Here is a 16,486-nt window from a genome sequence, read left to right as displayed (position 1 = left end):
AATGGATTATAAATTAAGATATGAAGAATGGTTAAATAACGAATTTTTTGATCAAAAAACAAGAGATGAATTATTAGGATTAAAGGGAAATGATGAAGAAATTCAAGATAGATTTTATCAAGATTTAAAATTTGGGACAGCTGGTTTAAGAGGTAAAATTGGAGCTGGGACAAACAGAATGAATCAATATACTGTTTCTTTAGCATCACAAGGATTAGCTAATACTATTTTAGAATTTGGTGAACAAGCAAAGAAAAGAGGAGTAGCTATTTCTCATGATGTGAGACATATGTCAAGAGAATTTGCGAAAATTACAGCTTCAGTTTTAGCTGCTAATGGAATTAAAGTGTATATTCATAAAGATATTACACCAACACCTGTTCTTTCTTATACAATTAGAAAATTAAAAACAATTTCCGGTGTTATGATTACAGCTTCTCACAATCCAAGAGAATACAACGGTTATAAAGCATATTGGGAAGAGGGTTCTCAAATATTAGATAATATTGCTGATAAAATATTAGGCCATATTCAAGAAATTGGTGATTTTAGTAATGTAAAATCCATTGATTTTGAAGAAGGTATTAAACAAGGTATTATTGAATATGTTGATGACTCAGTTATCGAAAGCTATTTTAATGATGTTTTATCATTATCTTTAGAAGACGAAAATATTGATAAATCAATCAAGGCTGTATATTCACCATTAAATGGTACAGGTAGAGAATTAGTAAGTAAAATTTTACAAGCAAGGGGATTTGATAATTTATATTTAGTTAAAGAACAGGAAATGCCTGATCCCGATTTTACAACAGTTGGATATCCAAACCCAGAAGATCCTAAAGCATTTAAATATGCTGAGGCATTAGGTAAAGAAAAAAATGCTGAATTATTATTAGCTACAGATCCTGATGCAGATAGGACTGCTTTAGAAGTAAGAAATAAAGATGGGGAATATATATTTTTAACAGGTAATGAAATTGGTTCATTATTGACATATTATATTCTTTCAAGATTAGATGCTCAAGAAAAAATGCCTAAAAACCCTGTAATTGTTAAATCAATTGTAAGTTCAGATTTACCAGATAAAATTGCTAAAAAATATGGCGTTGAAAGCATGAATGTATTAACAGGTTTTAAAAATATTTATGCTCCGGCAAATGAATGGGATAAGACAAAGGAAAAAACATTTGTATTTGGATATGAAGAAAGCATTGGGTATTCATATGGTACAAATGTTAGGGATAAAGATGCTGTTTCTTCTGCGATGATGATTATGGAAATGGCTGGATATTTCAAAACCCAAGGTAAATCTTTATTAGACGTTCAACAAGAATTATATAAAGAATTTGGCTATCATGGCTCAAAATTAATTTCAATTGTTTTAGAAGGATTAGATGGACAAAAGTTAATCGGTAGAATTATGGATGATTATAGATCAAATCCTATAAAAGAAATTAATGGTAAACAATTGGTTGAAGTAATTGATTATCAAAATGATAATACCGGATTACCAAAATCTAATGTATTAAAATATATTTTGTCCGACGGATCTTGGTATGTGGTTAGACCTTCCGGTACGGAACCAAAGATTAAACTATATATTTATTCAAATGCAGAAACACAAGAAGAAGGAGATAAAATGGTAGAAGCAATTTTTGATGCTGCAAATTCAAAGATTCTATCAACTAAATAGTATTACGAAAATGTAAGAAAGGGAATTATTGTCCCTTTCTTTTTTATTTGATATAATATCATAGAAATTAAAAAGGAGTTTATATGGTGAATTTATTAAATGAATTAAGAAAAATATTTTTTACTAATTTTGTTGGAGAAATTAATTTATATATAATTTTGTCGTCAATTTTTAAATTTTTATTTATATTTATAGTTTTATATTATATTTATATAATTGTAAAATTAATTATACTTGATATAAAAAATATTGATATTAAAGATAAAATAAAAAAATATTTTATAATAGTAGTTGATTCAGATGGTATTTCAAAAAATTATTTACTTGAGAATAATACAAGTATTGGTAGAGCGTTAAATAATGATATAGTACTTAGTGGAGATGTTATTTCAAAATATCATGCTGAGATAGTTAAATCATCAGATAATTATTATTTGGTAGATAAAAATTCTTCTAATGGCACATTTTTAAATGGAGAATTTGTAAACAAAAACTATCAGTTAATTAATGATGACATAATAGAAATTGGTGAGTACAAAATTAAATTTGTTGAAGAGTTTGTAGACCCAAAATCTAATTAGGAGTTTTTATGGATATAAGTAGAAGTATTGCACAATACAAAATAAAAAAAAGAAATTATAATATTTTTCTAATATTTGGTTTATTTATTTTTCAATTTGTCGGTATATTTTTATCTTTATTAAGAAATACTGATACGAAAAATATTACAATTATTTTTTCATTAATTTTTATTTTTTTAACTTTTTTAACAAATATCATTGTACCTAAAATTACTAAAGGAGATAGTACTTTCATATTACTTGTAAATTTATTATTTTCTGTTAGTTTGATAATAATGATAAGATTGGATAATCCTACTGCAAATAAACATTTAATGTGGTATTTTTTAGGAGTTACTATATTTTTTATCGTATTTTTTATAATGAAATATATGGATAAATTTCTTAAAAATAAATTTGTATTATATTTTGTACTTACATTTTTAACATTTTTAGTAACATTTGCATTAGGCTTTAGGAGTGGTGGTGCAAAAAACTGGATAAGAGTAGGGAGTTTATTTACAATACAATTATCTGAATTTGCCAAAATAACATATATTTTTATGCTTGCAAGCTATTATTATAATATTAAAGAATATCAAACAAAAAGATTAGGTAAATATTACTTAGCAATTGCAACATATATATTTTCAGGAATGTTTTTTATACAAGGAGAACTGGGGACTGCAGTGTTATTATTTGGTTTATTTTTATCTACCATGTTTATATTTGAACGTAGATATTTTTTTATTATATTAAATATTGTTATAGGTATAATAGGAATATATTTAGCATCATTAGTTTTATCACATATTAAAGTTAGAATTGATATATGGCTAGATCCATGGAAAGACTATAACAATAGGGGGTATCAAATTATACAAGGACTTTTTGCAATTGCAAATGGATCTTTTTTTGGTGCAGGTATAGGACTTGGACGTCCAGATTTAGTACCAGTTATTGAAACTGATTATATTTTAGCGGCAGTAATTGAAGAAATGGGCATCTTTATGGGGTTTGCCTTATTGATGATTTATATTATTATTTTTTATAAAACAATTAAGGTAGCATTGGAGCTTAAATCCGACTATTACAGTGTACTTTCAATGAATATTGGTTTAATTTATGCGTTTCAAACTTTAATCATGTTTGGTGGGATATTAAAACTTATTCCCCTTACAGGAATAACCACTCCCTTTTTAAGTTATGGGGGGTCCTCGACAATCGTTAATTTCATTCTTTTGGGAGTATTACAATTTTTAACAACTAGAGCAGGAGATAAATATGAAAAACTCGAAGGATAAAAAGTTAATATTTTTACTTGTTGTAATTGTTATATTATTTTTAATACAGGCAATTTACTTAGTATACTTTGAATTTTTTAAGGCGGATGAATTAAATAAAAGTTCATTAAATGCTAGAAACTCTGCTGACGAAACTAAGATTCAAAGAGGAAAAATATATGATGTTAATGGAAAACTCCTTACAGAAACTATTGAAACCAATAACGGACTACATAGAAAGAATACCTATAGTTTTATGTACTCAAATATTATTGGTTACAATACTGTTAAATATGGAAAATATGGTATAGAAAAATCATATAATAATGAATTATTAGATATTAGAAATAATGAAGATATATTTACAAGACTTTCCGGAATGTTGACATCAAAAGCTAAAGGTAATGATATATATTTGACAATTAATGATAAATTACAAGGATATGTATATGATTTATTAGGAGAAAATAAGGGGACGGTTATTGTAACTAAACCTAAAACCGGAGAAATAGTGACATTAGTTTCAAAACCTTCATATAATGTAAATCAAATACAAATAGATTGGGATGAAATAATGAACTCTAAAGATGGTATACTACTAAACAGAGCTACACAAGGTAAATATACGCCTGGTTCAGTTTTTAAGATATTAACATCTACTGTGTTTTTAAGAAGTGGAATAGATCTGGAATATAAAGATACCGGAGAAGCTACAATTGCAGGGTATACTGTTCATAATTTTGAGGGCAAAAGATATGGTGATATTGATTTAGAAAAAGCATTAAATGTATCAGCTAACACATATTTTTTTGAAAAATCAAAGTTTATAAATAATGATCTATTTATAAAAACATTACAAGATTTTGGAATTGGTAAAAATTATAATTTTCCGATTCAAGTTATTGACTCCTATTTTCCATTTAAGCAAGGACTTTCAGATTTAGAAAAAGCAAATGCTTCATATGGACAAGGTGACACATTAGTTACTCCGATGGATATGATGATTATAGCTATGGGAATTGCAAATGATGGAGTTGTAAATCAACCTTATATAGTAAATAAAATTGTAAGGGACGGGAAAGATGAATTTGTAAATCAGAAAATTTTATCATCAAATATTGAAAAAAATATTGCTGTTAAATTAAGAAAATATTTATATTCTACCGGAAAATATAACGATTTTAGATTATCTAATGGTGAATATTTAACGGGGAAGACAGGTACTGCTGAAAGGGATAAAGAGAAAAATAATGCTTGGTATGTTGGTATGACAAGTGAAGAAAATCCAGAGTATGCAATTGTTGTTATGATTGAAAACACAGAAAAAATGGGAGGTACTTTAGCAGCTCCTATAGCATTAAAGACTATTGATTTTATAAATGAAAATTTGAAACAATAGTGACGCATGATATTAATCTAAATAAAAAATGAAAACATATATGAAAATATATTTTTAAAAGAATAATGTGTAATAAAAACTTGCTTAGATAATCAAAGTAAAATTTGAAAATCTAAACAAGTTTTTTTACTTAAAAGTATGAACAAAATCAAATAAGATATATAATTTTATATAAATTTTTCTTTAATATTTTTCCAAAACCAATTTTTATCAAAAACAACTTTTTGTATAGTATTTTTTGAAAGTTGTATATCGATATAATTTATAGATTCTATTTCCTGATGTAATCCATCTATACCAAGAGCAAATTGTGTATCTTCTCTTTTTCTTGTTATAAGTTTAATCTTTGTATCTTTCGGAACAATTAAGCTTTTATCAAGTGAACGATGTAAAGCAGATCTTATTGGTGCTAAAGGAGTTATTTGAAATGCATCAATACTTTGGTACATAATTGCACCACCAGCAGATAAATTATATGCTGTTGAGCCGGATGGGGTAGAAAACATTACGCCATCACCGGCAAAAGATTCTAACATTACATCATCGACATACAAATTAAAATGCAATACAGAGGTATATTTTGCTTTTAGTACTAATTCATTTAAGCTATTAAACTCATAAATATCATCATCTGTTGAAACTTTACAGTCTATATAGCGTAAATTATGAATAAAATAGTTGTTATTTTTTATTTTTTGAATTGTTTCTGCTACTTCATTGTGATGTACATCGTTATAAAATCCTAGGTGACCGGTATTTATACCTATAAAAGGAATTTCAGAAAAATTAGAATCATGAACAGCCTTTATAAACGTACCATCTCCACCGATAACTATATTAAAATCAGCATTTTCGTCAAACTCATCGGTAACAATAAAGTTATTTGCTACTAATTCATCTTCAACAATTTTTCTAATTTCATTTGTAATTTTATATAGATTAGAAAAAATATTAACCTTTTTTTTCATCTTTTCCTCCATGAATATTATATATAAAGATTAACATATTATAGTTTACTTTTCAAAAGCAATATTTTCTGTTATAATCTCGAGTTTGACACTTTAGAATTAAAAAAGCTCTGAAACACATTGTAAATAGTGGGTTTCAAAGCTTTTGATATTTTTAAAAATGTAGTATTGTTTATCGTTTTTTAGTCTTCTTTAATATTTTTTTCATACTTTTTTTCGAAATAAATTCTTTGTCTGTTCTAAATCCAAAAGATTCGTGCAAATCATCTGTGATTTCTGTTCTTGTATATGATCCTAAATATCCCAAATCTCTTAGTTTGTGTACATCCATTGATCTTAATGTTGACAAAATCTCTTCTTCAGAATATTCATTTTTAGTTTTTATCTGAATAATTTTTAAAATTAGTAATGAAAGAAAACAAGTTAGAAAATGTGCTTCTATTCTATTATCATTTCTTAAATATACTGGTCTAGTTTTAAACTCTGTTTTCATAGTTCTAAAACATGACTCAATTTGCCACCTCATCTTATTAATATGAATAATCTCACTGATATCTTTTTCTAAATTTGTACAAGTAGCGTAGAAACCATCAAACATTTCTTCTTTTTTTACCTTGTCTTCATTTAGATTTAAAATCTTTTTATCACAAATTTCTCCATCATTTGTAATATTAGTTTCATCTATAAATCTTTTTGGAGAGTTTTGATTTCTATCTTTTATCTTACTAGGTGTATTAATCATATTTTTTGCACGTTCAATTTGTTTTTCTCTAATAAATCTTTGATAGTTTCTTTGCTTAATTGAATATGAGACAATTAATCGTTGTTCAAGTCCTTTTTCATTTATCCATCTTTCTTTGAAAAATATGGTATCTTCATGTTGTTTTTCATCAATTTTGTCAATATTGTAAGTTTTTTTAGACCCTGATATTTGCCAGCCATTTGGATCTATTGCCCATTGTAGAATAAAATCTTTAACAGTTTTTAATGATTGAGTAACAATAAAAGACCTATTTAACATTGAGTTAAATCTTCTGTTTTCATAACTTGCAAGCCCGGCATCTGTGCACACAATAAACTGAGATAATCCAAAATCTTTTAATATTTTCTTTTCTAAAGGTTTAAGGCTTGGTTGTTCATTTTTGTTACCATCAAATATCGAAAAACATAAAGGCAACCCATTTCGATCTAAAAATAATCCCATTTGTATAATAGGGTTTGGTCTATGCTCTTTACTTCTACCATATTGGGCATATCCACGCGGTTGTTCAGTTTCGAAAAAGTAGTTTGTACAGTCATAATAAAGAACTTCTTTGTTCCTGTTTACTAAATTATCACTATTAGCATAAACCAAAGCTTGAATTTCATCAGAATGCTTTGATAGAACATCAAGACTTCTATACACGTGTTGTAATTTAAAAGAAGGTTGTTCTAAAAAATTAAAAGCATAATCATAAGAGGATAATTTAGAGGCTGGTGCAATAATACGAGTTGATATCAACATACTAAGCACATCTGATAAGTTGTATTCAATTTTATGTTTCTTAGAAATATCTTCGCATATTTTATCAAGACCAAGTTGGTGATACAAAAAATTTACAAAAAGATATCCAATGTTAAAATTGTTCTTTTCACCAATTTCGATTTGATTTAATTCATTAAAAGAAACATCAACAGAAACTTTTCCTTCATCTTCTAATTTAGTAAGAATCTTAGCTTCATTTTTAGCCCAAGCAATTACACTTTCTCTATCATTTCCAAATTTAGGTAATAAAGAGGCCATAGTACCGAGTTTTTTCATAATTCGAGTTGTAGATTTGCCATCTTTTCTGATGGATTTAATTATATAAAGTTGTTCAGCATTTTTTGATTTAACAATATTAAGTCTCATAAAATCCTCCCATGTAATATTATATCATACAATACCAAACAATACTATAATTACTTTGGAAAATTTGACAAAAAAATATAGACATTTCAATGCCTACAAACGATTTTTCTATTTTTAACTGTCAAACTCCCGGCTTGAGAAAAAAACAAATAATTAGTAATATTTTTGTGATAACTAAAAAAGACTCTATAATTTAGAGTCTTTTTTGATTTTAATTAAATTTGGATAAATATAAATATAAAAATATTGAAAAAAAATAAAAAAAAATATATAATGTAGTTATGCTAAAATATAAACATGAAAAATATAAATGTAAAGGTGTTGTAAATATGCGCAAAGAGGTAATTTTTAATTAAATTAACTGAATAAGGATTATTTTTAAAAGTATATGAAAAATCTTGAATAACTCAAGGTTTATTTGTGGTGGAATCAATTATTTATAATATTGATATTACCATGTTTATTTGTGTACTCTAAAAATAATCAGTATTATAATGAGCATGTTACATCTTTATTTGCAGGATAGGAAAACCGTGTTCTAAACACGGTATTTTTATGTCTATTTTTGCTATATATAGATATGGTATAAGATTTTAATTTGAATAGCTTAATCATAAGTTATATAATTAAAGTTCTATATTTTATGTTTATATTTAGGTTATATGATTATGAGGCTGTAAGTGAATTATGTTCATTTGCAGCTTTTTTTTGTTTAAGGAGATTATTTTGATGATTTATATATTTAAATATGAAGATTATGAAAAACAAACAAATTTTTTAAGAAATACTAGGATGGTGATGATTAATGGTTAATAAACTTTCAGCATATAAAACTTATTTATTATTTTCAGCTATTGCAGCAATGTGTTTTTCGTTAGTAGCTACAGTTATGGTAGTGTATCACATTGAAACGGTGCATTTAAATCCACTTCAGTTTATACTTGTTGGAACTACTTTAGAAGTAGCATGCTTTATATTTGAAATTCCTACAGGAATAGTTGCAGATGTGTACAGTCGTAAACTATCTATTGTTATTGGTGTAGTTTTAACAGGAGTGGGATTTATTTTAGAAGGTTCTATTTCTAGTTTCGTTTTCGTACTTGTAGCACAGATTGTATGGGGATTAGGTTCTACTTTTATTAGTGGATCTGTTGAAGCTTGGATTGCGGAAGAAGAGAAAGATAAAGATTTGGATAAAATTTATATAAAGGGAGCACAAGCAGGACAGATAGGATCGGTTATTGGAATAGTACTAAGCACTGTAATAGCTAATTTATCTGTAAGACTACCTATTATAGTTAGTGGAGTCTTATTTATAATTCTTGCATTATTTTTATGGTTATATATGCCAGAAAATAATTTTAAATCATCTGCTCCAGAGGATTTAAATACTTTTAAAAAGATGGGATATACCTTTAAATCTGGTCTTAAATTTATAAAAAATAAACCTATAATTATAATTTTGCTTTCAGTAACTTTATTTTATGGATTATCCAGTGAAGGTTATGATAGACTTTCTAATATGCATTTTTTACAAGATACTATGCTTCCTAAACTTGGAAACCTTAAACCAGTGACTTGGTTCGGAATTTTTGGAATTGCAGGAATGATATTGAGTGCTATAGTAATGCATTTTATGGAAAAGAAGCTTAAGGATGATGATAAGAATAAAAATGGAAAGCTGTTATTATGTATAAATATATTTTATATATCATTTATGTTCATATTTGCTATTACAAAAAGATTTAACTTAATGCTAATAGCTTATTTAGCGACAAGTACCTTTAGAACTATAAATAAACCTATATTTAGTGCATGGCTTAATGGACATATAGATGACAAGGCCAGATCTACTGTACTTTCTATAAATGGACAAATAAATTCCTTAGGTCAAATTTTAGGTGGACCAATTATAGGAATCATAGCTACAAATATTTCAGTGAGTATGGGTATAGCATGTACTTCGTTATTAGTAACACCGGTATTAGTGTTATATATTGTTGCTATGATAATGGATAAAAAGGTGGTTGATAGAGTTGGAGGTATTGATTATGAAGAAAATAATTAATATAGGAATCGTAGCACACGTGGATGCAGGAAAAACAACTATAACAGAAAACTTATTATATTATAGTGGAGCTATAAAATCAGTTGGAAGAGTTGATTTAGGCAATACACAGACGGATTCTATGGAGCTTGAGCGTAAGAGAGGGATTACCATTAAATCATCAACCATATCTTTTAATTGGAATAATGTCAAGGTTAATATTGTTGATACTCCAGGACATGTGGATTTTATTTCGGAAGTTGAACGTTCATTAAGTGTTTTAGATGGAGCGATACTAGTTATATCAGGAGTAGAGGGTATTCAGTCACAAACAAGAATATTATTTGAGACATTAAAGGAGTTAAACATTCCAACAATAATTTTTGTAAATAAGCTAGATAGAATTGGGGCAAATTTCAATAAAGTATTTGAAGATATAAAGAAGAATATGTCCAATAAAGTAGTTAGATTACAAGAAGTATATGATGTAGGAAGCAAAGCTGTTTATATAAAAAAACTATTTGATACATGCATGATAAATGATGATGCTATTGATGTTTTATCAGACTTAGACGAAGCATTTTTAGAAAGATATATTGGTGGAATAGAACCTGATAAAGAAGAAATACAAGAAAAGCTTTCATTATATGCAAGTGAAGGAAGTCTATATCCAGTATTTTGTGGTGCGGCAGCAATTGGACTTGGAGTTGAAGACTTATTAGATGGAATTTGTAGTTATTTTCCATTTGCAGGTGATGATTGTGAAAGTGATTTATCTGGAGTAGTATTTAAAATCGAAAGAACAAGTAAAAATGAAAAGAAGGTTTATGTAAGATTATTTGGAGGAAAAATATCTGTAAGAGATAAAATTCAAGTACCTAATAAGGAGATAGCAGAAAAAGTAAAGAAAATTAATAGGTTAGAAAATGGGGGAGTTGTTGAAGCACAGAGGATAGAAGCAGGGGATATAGGTATTTTATATGGACTTACAAGTTTCCAAGTGGGAGATGTTATTGGAATTTCAAATGATAAAATTAAAAATATATCTATAGCTAAACCAGCATTAAAAACAACAATTTCTGCAATTGATAAAGAAAAAAATCCAGAGCTATTTAAAGCATTAACATTACTTGCAGAGGAAGATCCACTACTAGAATTAGAGATGAATGACATAGATAAAGAAATTTATGTCAACTTATTCGGTGAAGTTCAAATGGAAATACTAAGTTCCATGTTAGATGATTTATATGGAATAAAAGTAGAGTTTTCGAATATTGAGACTATCTATAAGGAAACACCTAAAGGTTTTGGAGCGTCAATAATGCATATGCAGGAAGACTTAAATCCATTTTGGGCGACAGTAGGCTTAGAAATAGAACCAGCAGGGAGAGGCGAAGGTCTTAGGTATATTTCTAATGTTTCAGTAGGGTCATTGCCAAAATCTTTTCAAAATGCAATTGAAGAAGCAGTTATTAAGACAAGTAAACAAGGATTATTTGGATGGGAGGTTACAGATGTAAAAGTCACTCTTAGCTGTGGTGAATTTTTTAGTCCAGCCAGCACTCCAGCAGATTTTAGAAATGTGACACCTATGGTATTCATGGAAGCATTATATAAAGCACAAACTGTTTTATTAGAGCCATTACATGAGTTTGAGTTAAAGATTCCTCAAAATGCTTTAAGCAAAGCGGTATGGGATTTAGAAACTATGAGGGCAACCTTTGATAATCCTATTGTTATAGGGGATGAATTCTCAATAAAGGGATTAATTCCAGTAGAAAATTCAAAAGAATATAAAATGAAAATAGCTTCATATACAGAAGGTAGAGGAATGTTTGTGACAAAATTTTATGGGTATAAGGAAGCTTCAGCTGAATTTTCAAAAGCACGCAAAAAAACAACGTATGATCCATTGAATAAAAAAGAGTATTTGCTTCATAAACTAAACGCAATTAGAGATTAAATTTAAATAGATAAGTTAAATTTTTATATGTAGGATTTAAATATAAGACATTCAAAGCCTAAAAGTAAAGGAAGGGTCGTCTGAAGAAGATGAAGACCCTTCCTTTTTTCATGTTACTATGCTTAATTGTAAGTGCTTGAAATTTGTAATCTCGAGTTTGACACTTTAGAATTAAAAAAGCTCTGAAACACATTGTAAATAGTGGGTTTCAAAGCTTTTGATATTTTTAAAAATGTAGTATTGTTTATCGTTTTTTAGTCTTCTTTAATATTTTTTTCATACTTTTTTTCGAAATAAATTCTTTGTCTGTTCTAAATCCAAAAGATTCGTGCAAATCATCTGTGATTTCTGTTCTTGTATATGATCCTAAATATCCCAAATCTCTTAGTTTGTGTACATCCATTGATCTTAATGTTGACAAAATCTCTTCTTCAGAATATTCATTTTTAGTTTTTATCTGAATAATTTTTAAAATTAGTAATGAAAGAAAACAAGTTAGAAAATGTGCTTCTATTCTATTATCATTTCTTAAATATACTGGTCTAGTTTTAAACTCTGTTTTCATAGTTCTAAAACATGACTCAATTTGCCACCTCATCTTATTAATATGAATAATCTCACTGATATCTTTTTCTAAATTTGTACAAGTAGCGTAGAAACCATCAAACATTTCTTCTTTTTTTACCTTGTCTTCATTTAGATTTAAAATCTTTTTATCACAAATTTCTCCATCATTTGTAATATTAGTTTCATCTATAAATCTTTTTGGAGAGTTTTGATTTCTATCTTTTATCTTACTAGGTGTATTAATCATATTTTTTGCACGTTCAATTTGTTTTTCTCTAATAAATCTTTGATAGTTTCTTTGCTTAATTGAATATGAGACAATTAATCGTTGTTCAAGTCCTTTTTCATTTATCCATCTTTCTTTGAAAAATATGGTATCTTCATGTTGTTTTTCATCAATTTTGTCAATATTGTAAGTTTTTTTAGACCCTGATATTTGCCAGCCATTTGGATCTATTGCCCATTGTAGAATAAAATCTTTAACAGTTTTTAATGATTGAGTAACAATAAAAGACCTATTTAACATTGAGTTAAATCTTCTGTTTTCATAACTTGCAAGCCCGGCATCTGTGCACACAATAAACTGAGATAATCCAAAATCTTTTAATATTTTCTTTTCTAAAGGTTTAAGGCTTGGTTGTTCATTTTTGTTACCATCAAATATCGAAAAACATAAAGGCAACCCATTTCGATCTAAAAATAATCCCATTTGTATAATAGGGTTTGGTCTATGCTCTTTACTTCTACCATATTGGGCATATCCACGCGGTTGTTCAGTTTCGAAAAAGTAGTTTGTACAGTCATAATAAAGAACTTCTTTGTTCCTGTTTACTAAATTATCACTATTAGCATAAACCAAAGCTTGAATTTCATCAGAATGCTTTGATAGAACATCAAGACTTCTATACACGTGTTGTAATTTAAAAGAAGGTTGTTCTAAAAAATTAAAAGCATAATCATAAGAGGATAATTTAGAGGCTGGTGCAATAATACGAGTTGATATCAACATACTAAGCACATCTGATAAGTTGTATTCAATTTTATGTTTCTTAGAAATATCTTCGCATATTTTATCAAGACCAAGTTGGTGATACAAAAAATTTACAAAAAGATATCCAATGTTAAAATTGTTCTTTTCACCAATTTCGATTTGATTTAATTCATTAAAAGAAACATCAACAGAAACTTTTCCTTCATCTTCTAATTTAGTAAGAATCTTAGCTTCATTTTTAGCCCAAGCAATTACACTTTCTCTATCATTTCCAAATTTAGGTAATAAAGAGGCCATAGTACCGAGTTTTTTCATAATTCGAGTTGTAGATTTGCCATCTTTTCTGATGGATTTAATTATATAAAGTTGTTCAGCATTTTTTGATTTAACAATATTAAGTCTCATAAAATCCTCCCATGTAATATTATATCATACAATACCAAACAATACTATAATTACTTTGGAAAATTTGACAAAAAAATATAGACATTTCAATGCCTACAAACGATTTTTCTATTTTTAACTGTCAAACTCCCGATATAGCGTAAATTATGAATAAAATAGTTGTTATTTTTTATTTTTTGAATTGTTTCTGCTACTTCATTGTGATGTACATCGTTATAAAATCCTAGGTGACCGGTATTTATACCTATAAAAGGAATTTCAGAAAAATTAGAATCATGAACAGCCTTTATAAACGTACCATCTCCACCGATAACTATATTAAAATCAGCATTTTCGTCAAACTCATCGGTAACAATAAAGTTATTTGCTACTAATTCATCTTCAACAATTTTTCTAATTTCATTTGTAATTTTATATAGATTAGAAAAAATATTAACCTTTTTTTTCATCTTTTCCTCCATGAATATTATATATAAAGATTAACATATTATAGTTTACTTTTCAAAAGCAATATTTTCTGTTATAATATATGTATCCACAGTTGATTTTATAATTAACCTACACTAACTATAAGGGCATCCGGAGTTCATAAATTGATGTAATGCCTTAAATGGACTACAAAAATTGGTGACAGGTAGCCCACCTTCACATATTGAAGGTATAATTATTCGTCACCTGTGGATATATTTTTTATTACTAGAACAAAGGGAGGAAATTTATGTCAATAAAAGATTATTTTTTAGCAAAACAAAGAGAGCTAGAAAGACAAAAGAAAAGAGAGACTGCTGGTAAGGTGGGATTAGGTTTAGCAGTAGGAACTTTATTGGGTTCAGCAGCAGGAATATTATTCGCTCCTAAATCAGGTAAAGAAACTAGAAAAGATATTAAAAATGCAGCACAAGATGCAGGTCAAACTATCAAAGATAAATCTCAAGAATTAGGTAAAGAAATTTCTAATACTTATAATAAAGTTGTTGATAAAGTAAATAAATTTGGTGAAGAAAAATTAACAGATTTGAGAAGTTTTTCTGATGATGTAGAAGAACAATTTGAAGATGTAAAAAAATCCGTAAAAGATAAAGTTGAAGAAGGTAAAAATAAAGCTAAAGAAGCAAAAAAAGATGTAGCGGATAAAGTAGAAGAAGCTGCAAAGAAAACAAAAGAAAAAGCAAAAGAAGTAGAAGAAAAAGCAAAAAAAGAAAAATAATAGGGAGGAAATATGTTAGCAAATAACGCTATCAATATATCTTTCACATTATATGATGTATTGATTTTTGTTCTTATTATTACAGCAATAGTTTGTTTAATATTCTTAGCAAAAGTATTTATATCCTTAGCTAATTTACTTGGTAATATCAATAAAACATTAGAAGACAATAAAGAAAGCTTAGATGGTACATTAAAAAATTTACCGGATGTTATAACTAATATTAATAGCATTTTAGTTAATACAGATGAAATTGTAAATGACATAAAACCAAGTATTACTTCAACGCTTGCTGATGTAAGTAAAGTAACAAATAATGTATCAAACATAACTACAAATTTATCAGATACAGTTGAAGTTGTTGGGATTGCTGCGGCAGATACAGCAAGTAGATTTACAAATACTTTCACTAATGCAACGGACTATGTTTCCTTATTTAAAGGGATAATTAAACTTATTAGTAAAATAAAAAAATAGTTTTTTAGATGGATTTTAAAATCCATCTTTTTTAATAAAAAAATTATAATAATAAAATAATATAAAGCTTGATAAAATACACATTATATGATATACTTTTTAAGTCAAATAAACACATTATTTGTTTGTGTCTGTGTGCCGTAAGGTTGGACATTGAAGGATAATGGAGGCAAATAAAAAACACAAGGAGAAAAATATGTCAGTTATACCAATGAAAGCTTTATTAGAAGCTGGTGTTCATTTTGGTCACCAAACAAGAAGATGGAATCCAAAAATGAGCAAATTTATATTTACAGAAAGAAATGGAATTTACATCATTGATTTACAAAAAACAGTAAAAAAGGTTGATGAAGCTTATGATGTAATAAGAGAAGTTGCTAGTGAAGGCGGAAATGTTTTATTTGTTGGTACAAAAAAACAAGCTCAAGACGCTATAGAGTTTGAAGCAAAAAGAGCAGGACAATATTACGTATCACAAAGATGGCTTGGTGGTATGTTAACAAACCACAATACAATTAAAAAATCAATCAAAAGATTAGAAGAAATTGAAAGAATGTCAGAAGATGGTACTTTTGATTTATTACCAAAGAAAGAAGTATTAAATTTAGAAAGAGAATTAGAAAAATTAAATAAGTACTTAGGTGGTATTAAAGATATGCCAGGTCTACCAGATTTAATGTTTGTTGTAGATCCTAAAAATGAAAATATTGCTGTAAAAGAAGCAAGAAAATTAGGGATTCCAATTGTTGGTATTATAGACACAAACTGTGATCCTGATGATGTTGATTATCCAATTCCTGGTAATGATGATGCTATTAGATCAGTTAAATTAATAACTGCAGCTATGGCAGATGCAATCATTGAAGGAAGACAAGGTGAATCAAATGATACATCAGAAGAAAGTTTTGTTTCTGAAGAATCAGAAGTAGAAGAAGTTGTCGAAGAAATACAAGAAGATTCTGCAGAATAATTTAAATAATAAAATATGCAAAATTAATAGGAAGTAGTACCGCTACTTCCTATAAATATATA

General features: G+C 27.5%; 13 protein-coding genes. 9 read left to right on the top strand and 4 right to left on the bottom strand.

The window, feature by feature from the left end:
- Window position 1: 1 nt before the first annotated feature.
- From EQF90_RS04215 to EQF90_RS04200, 4 genes are all read left to right on the top strand, one after another.
- Window positions 2-1,696 carry a phospho-sugar mutase gene (locus tag EQF90_RS04215; RefSeq protein WP_134710712.1) on the top strand — a complete coding sequence of 565 codons (1,695 nt, stop codon included), beginning with the start codon at window positions 2-4 and terminating at the stop codon, window positions 1,694-1,696.
- Between the two features lie 83 nt (window positions 1,697-1,779).
- A complete protein-coding gene (locus EQF90_RS04210; protein ID WP_134710711.1) occupies window positions 1,780-2,277 on the top strand; it encodes an FHA domain-containing protein in 498 nt (165 codons plus the stop codon).
- Window positions 2,278-2,285: 8 nt separating this feature from the next.
- Window positions 2,286-3,560 carry an FtsW/RodA/SpoVE family cell cycle protein gene (locus EQF90_RS04205; protein WP_134710710.1) on the top strand — a complete coding sequence of 425 codons (1,275 nt, stop codon included), beginning with the start codon at window positions 2,286-2,288 and terminating at the stop codon, window positions 3,558-3,560.
- The gene (locus EQF90_RS04200) at window positions 3,541-4,938 is read left to right on the top strand and encodes a penicillin-binding transpeptidase domain-containing protein (RefSeq protein WP_134710709.1); all 1,398 of its coding nucleotides are present in this window, start codon (window positions 3,541-3,543) and stop codon (window positions 4,936-4,938) included. Before EQF90_RS04205 ends, EQF90_RS04200 begins: the two co-directional genes overlap by 20 nt.
- A 167-nt stretch (window positions 4,939-5,105) precedes the next feature.
- On the opposite strand, the gene EQF90_RS04195 is transcribed toward EQF90_RS04200, so the two are convergent.
- Window positions 5,106-5,918 carry an NAD(+)/NADH kinase gene (locus EQF90_RS04195; RefSeq protein WP_134710708.1) on the bottom strand — a complete coding sequence of 271 codons (813 nt, stop codon included), beginning with the start codon at window positions 5,916-5,918 and terminating at the stop codon, window positions 5,106-5,108.
- A 160-nt stretch (window positions 5,919-6,078) separates the two neighbouring features.
- Window positions 6,079-7,797: an IS1634 family transposase gene (locus tag EQF90_RS04190; RefSeq protein WP_134710706.1), complete on the bottom strand. Its 1,719-nt coding sequence runs from the start codon at window positions 7,795-7,797 to the stop codon at window positions 6,079-6,081.
- Window positions 7,798-8,602: 805 nt separating this feature from the next.
- On the opposite strand from EQF90_RS04190, the gene tetA(P) reads away from it, so the two are divergent.
- Together tetA(P) and tetB(P) are read left to right on the top strand one after the other, a co-directional pair.
- Window positions 8,603-9,865, top strand: a complete 1,263-nt coding sequence (tetA(P), locus tag EQF90_RS04185) for a tetracycline efflux MFS transporter TetA(P) (RefSeq protein ID WP_134710707.1) — start codon at window positions 8,603-8,605, stop codon at window positions 9,863-9,865.
- Window positions 9,849-11,807, top strand: coding sequence for a tetracycline resistance ribosomal protection protein TetB(P) (gene tetB(P), locus EQF90_RS04180; protein WP_006440995.1), 1,959 nt, complete (start codon window positions 9,849-9,851; stop codon window positions 11,805-11,807). The genes tetA(P) and tetB(P) overlap by 17 nt, the downstream gene beginning before the upstream one ends.
- Before the next feature lie 244 nt (window positions 11,808-12,051).
- Here tetB(P) and EQF90_RS04175 read toward each other — a convergent pair whose 3' ends face one another.
- Both EQF90_RS04175 and EQF90_RS04170 read right to left on the bottom strand, forming a co-directional pair.
- Window positions 12,052-13,770, bottom strand: coding sequence for an IS1634 family transposase (locus EQF90_RS04175; RefSeq protein ID WP_134710706.1), 1,719 nt, complete (start codon window positions 13,768-13,770; stop codon window positions 12,052-12,054).
- An 86-nt stretch (window positions 13,771-13,856) separates the two neighbouring features.
- On the bottom strand, window positions 13,857-14,219 hold the full coding sequence (locus EQF90_RS04170; RefSeq protein ID WP_134710705.1) for an NAD(+)/NADH kinase: 363 nt from the start codon (window positions 14,217-14,219) through the stop codon (window positions 13,857-13,859).
- A 269-nt stretch (window positions 14,220-14,488) separates the two neighbouring features.
- Here EQF90_RS04170 and EQF90_RS04165 point away from each other — a divergent pair, with 269 nt between their 5' ends.
- From EQF90_RS04165 to rpsB, 3 genes are all read left to right on the top strand, one after another.
- Window positions 14,489-14,977, top strand: a complete 489-nt coding sequence (locus EQF90_RS04165) for a YtxH domain-containing protein (protein ID WP_134710704.1) — start codon at window positions 14,489-14,491, stop codon at window positions 14,975-14,977.
- A 12-nt stretch (window positions 14,978-14,989) separates the two neighbouring features.
- Complete coding sequence (locus EQF90_RS04160) at window positions 14,990-15,454, top strand: DUF948 domain-containing protein (protein WP_134710703.1); 465 nt, start codon at window positions 14,990-14,992, stop codon at window positions 15,452-15,454.
- 196 nt (window positions 15,455-15,650) lie between these two features.
- On the top strand, window positions 15,651-16,424 hold the full coding sequence (gene rpsB / locus EQF90_RS04155; protein WP_134710702.1) for a 30S ribosomal protein S2: 774 nt from the start codon (window positions 15,651-15,653) through the stop codon (window positions 16,422-16,424).
- Window positions 16,425-16,486: the final 62 nt, after the last annotated feature.

It is taken from the genome of Helcococcus ovis (assembly GCF_004524775.2).
Lineage (GTDB): Bacteria > Bacillota > Clostridia > Tissierellales > Peptoniphilaceae > Helcococcus > Helcococcus ovis.
Note: the sequence above shows the minus strand (reverse complement) of the source record. Positions and strands in the feature narration are given on the sequence as shown.

What these genes read in the sequence shown, in the direction of transcription:
- EQF90_RS04175 (WP_134710706.1), bottom strand. Translation starts at nt 13,770, where the DNA reads ATGAGACTTAATATTGTTAAATCAAAAAATGCTGAACAACTTTATATA.
- EQF90_RS04170 (WP_134710705.1), bottom strand. Translation starts at nt 14,219, where the DNA reads ATGAAAAAAAAGGTTAATATTTTTTCTAATCTATATAAAATTACAAAT.
- EQF90_RS04210 (WP_134710711.1), top strand. Translation starts at nt 1,780, where the DNA reads ATGGTGAATTTATTAAATGAATTAAGAAAAATATTTTTTACTAATTTT.
- EQF90_RS04160 (WP_134710703.1), top strand. Translation starts at nt 14,990, where the DNA reads ATGTTAGCAAATAACGCTATCAATATATCTTTCACATTATATGATGTA.
- EQF90_RS04205 (WP_134710710.1), top strand. Translation starts at nt 2,286, where the DNA reads ATGGATATAAGTAGAAGTATTGCACAATACAAAATAAAAAAAAGAAAT.
- EQF90_RS04165 (WP_134710704.1), top strand. Translation starts at nt 14,489, where the DNA reads ATGTCAATAAAAGATTATTTTTTAGCAAAACAAAGAGAGCTAGAAAGA.
- EQF90_RS04195 (WP_134710708.1), bottom strand. Translation starts at nt 5,918, where the DNA reads ATGGAGGAAAAGATGAAAAAAAAGGTTAATATTTTTTCTAATCTATAT.
- EQF90_RS04215 (WP_134710712.1), top strand. Translation starts at nt 2, where the DNA reads ATGGATTATAAATTAAGATATGAAGAATGGTTAAATAACGAATTTTTT.
- rpsB (WP_134710702.1), top strand. Translation starts at nt 15,651, where the DNA reads ATGTCAGTTATACCAATGAAAGCTTTATTAGAAGCTGGTGTTCATTTT.
- EQF90_RS04200 (WP_134710709.1), top strand. Translation starts at nt 3,541, where the DNA reads ATGAAAAACTCGAAGGATAAAAAGTTAATATTTTTACTTGTTGTAATT.
- EQF90_RS04190 (WP_134710706.1), bottom strand. Translation starts at nt 7,797, where the DNA reads ATGAGACTTAATATTGTTAAATCAAAAAATGCTGAACAACTTTATATA.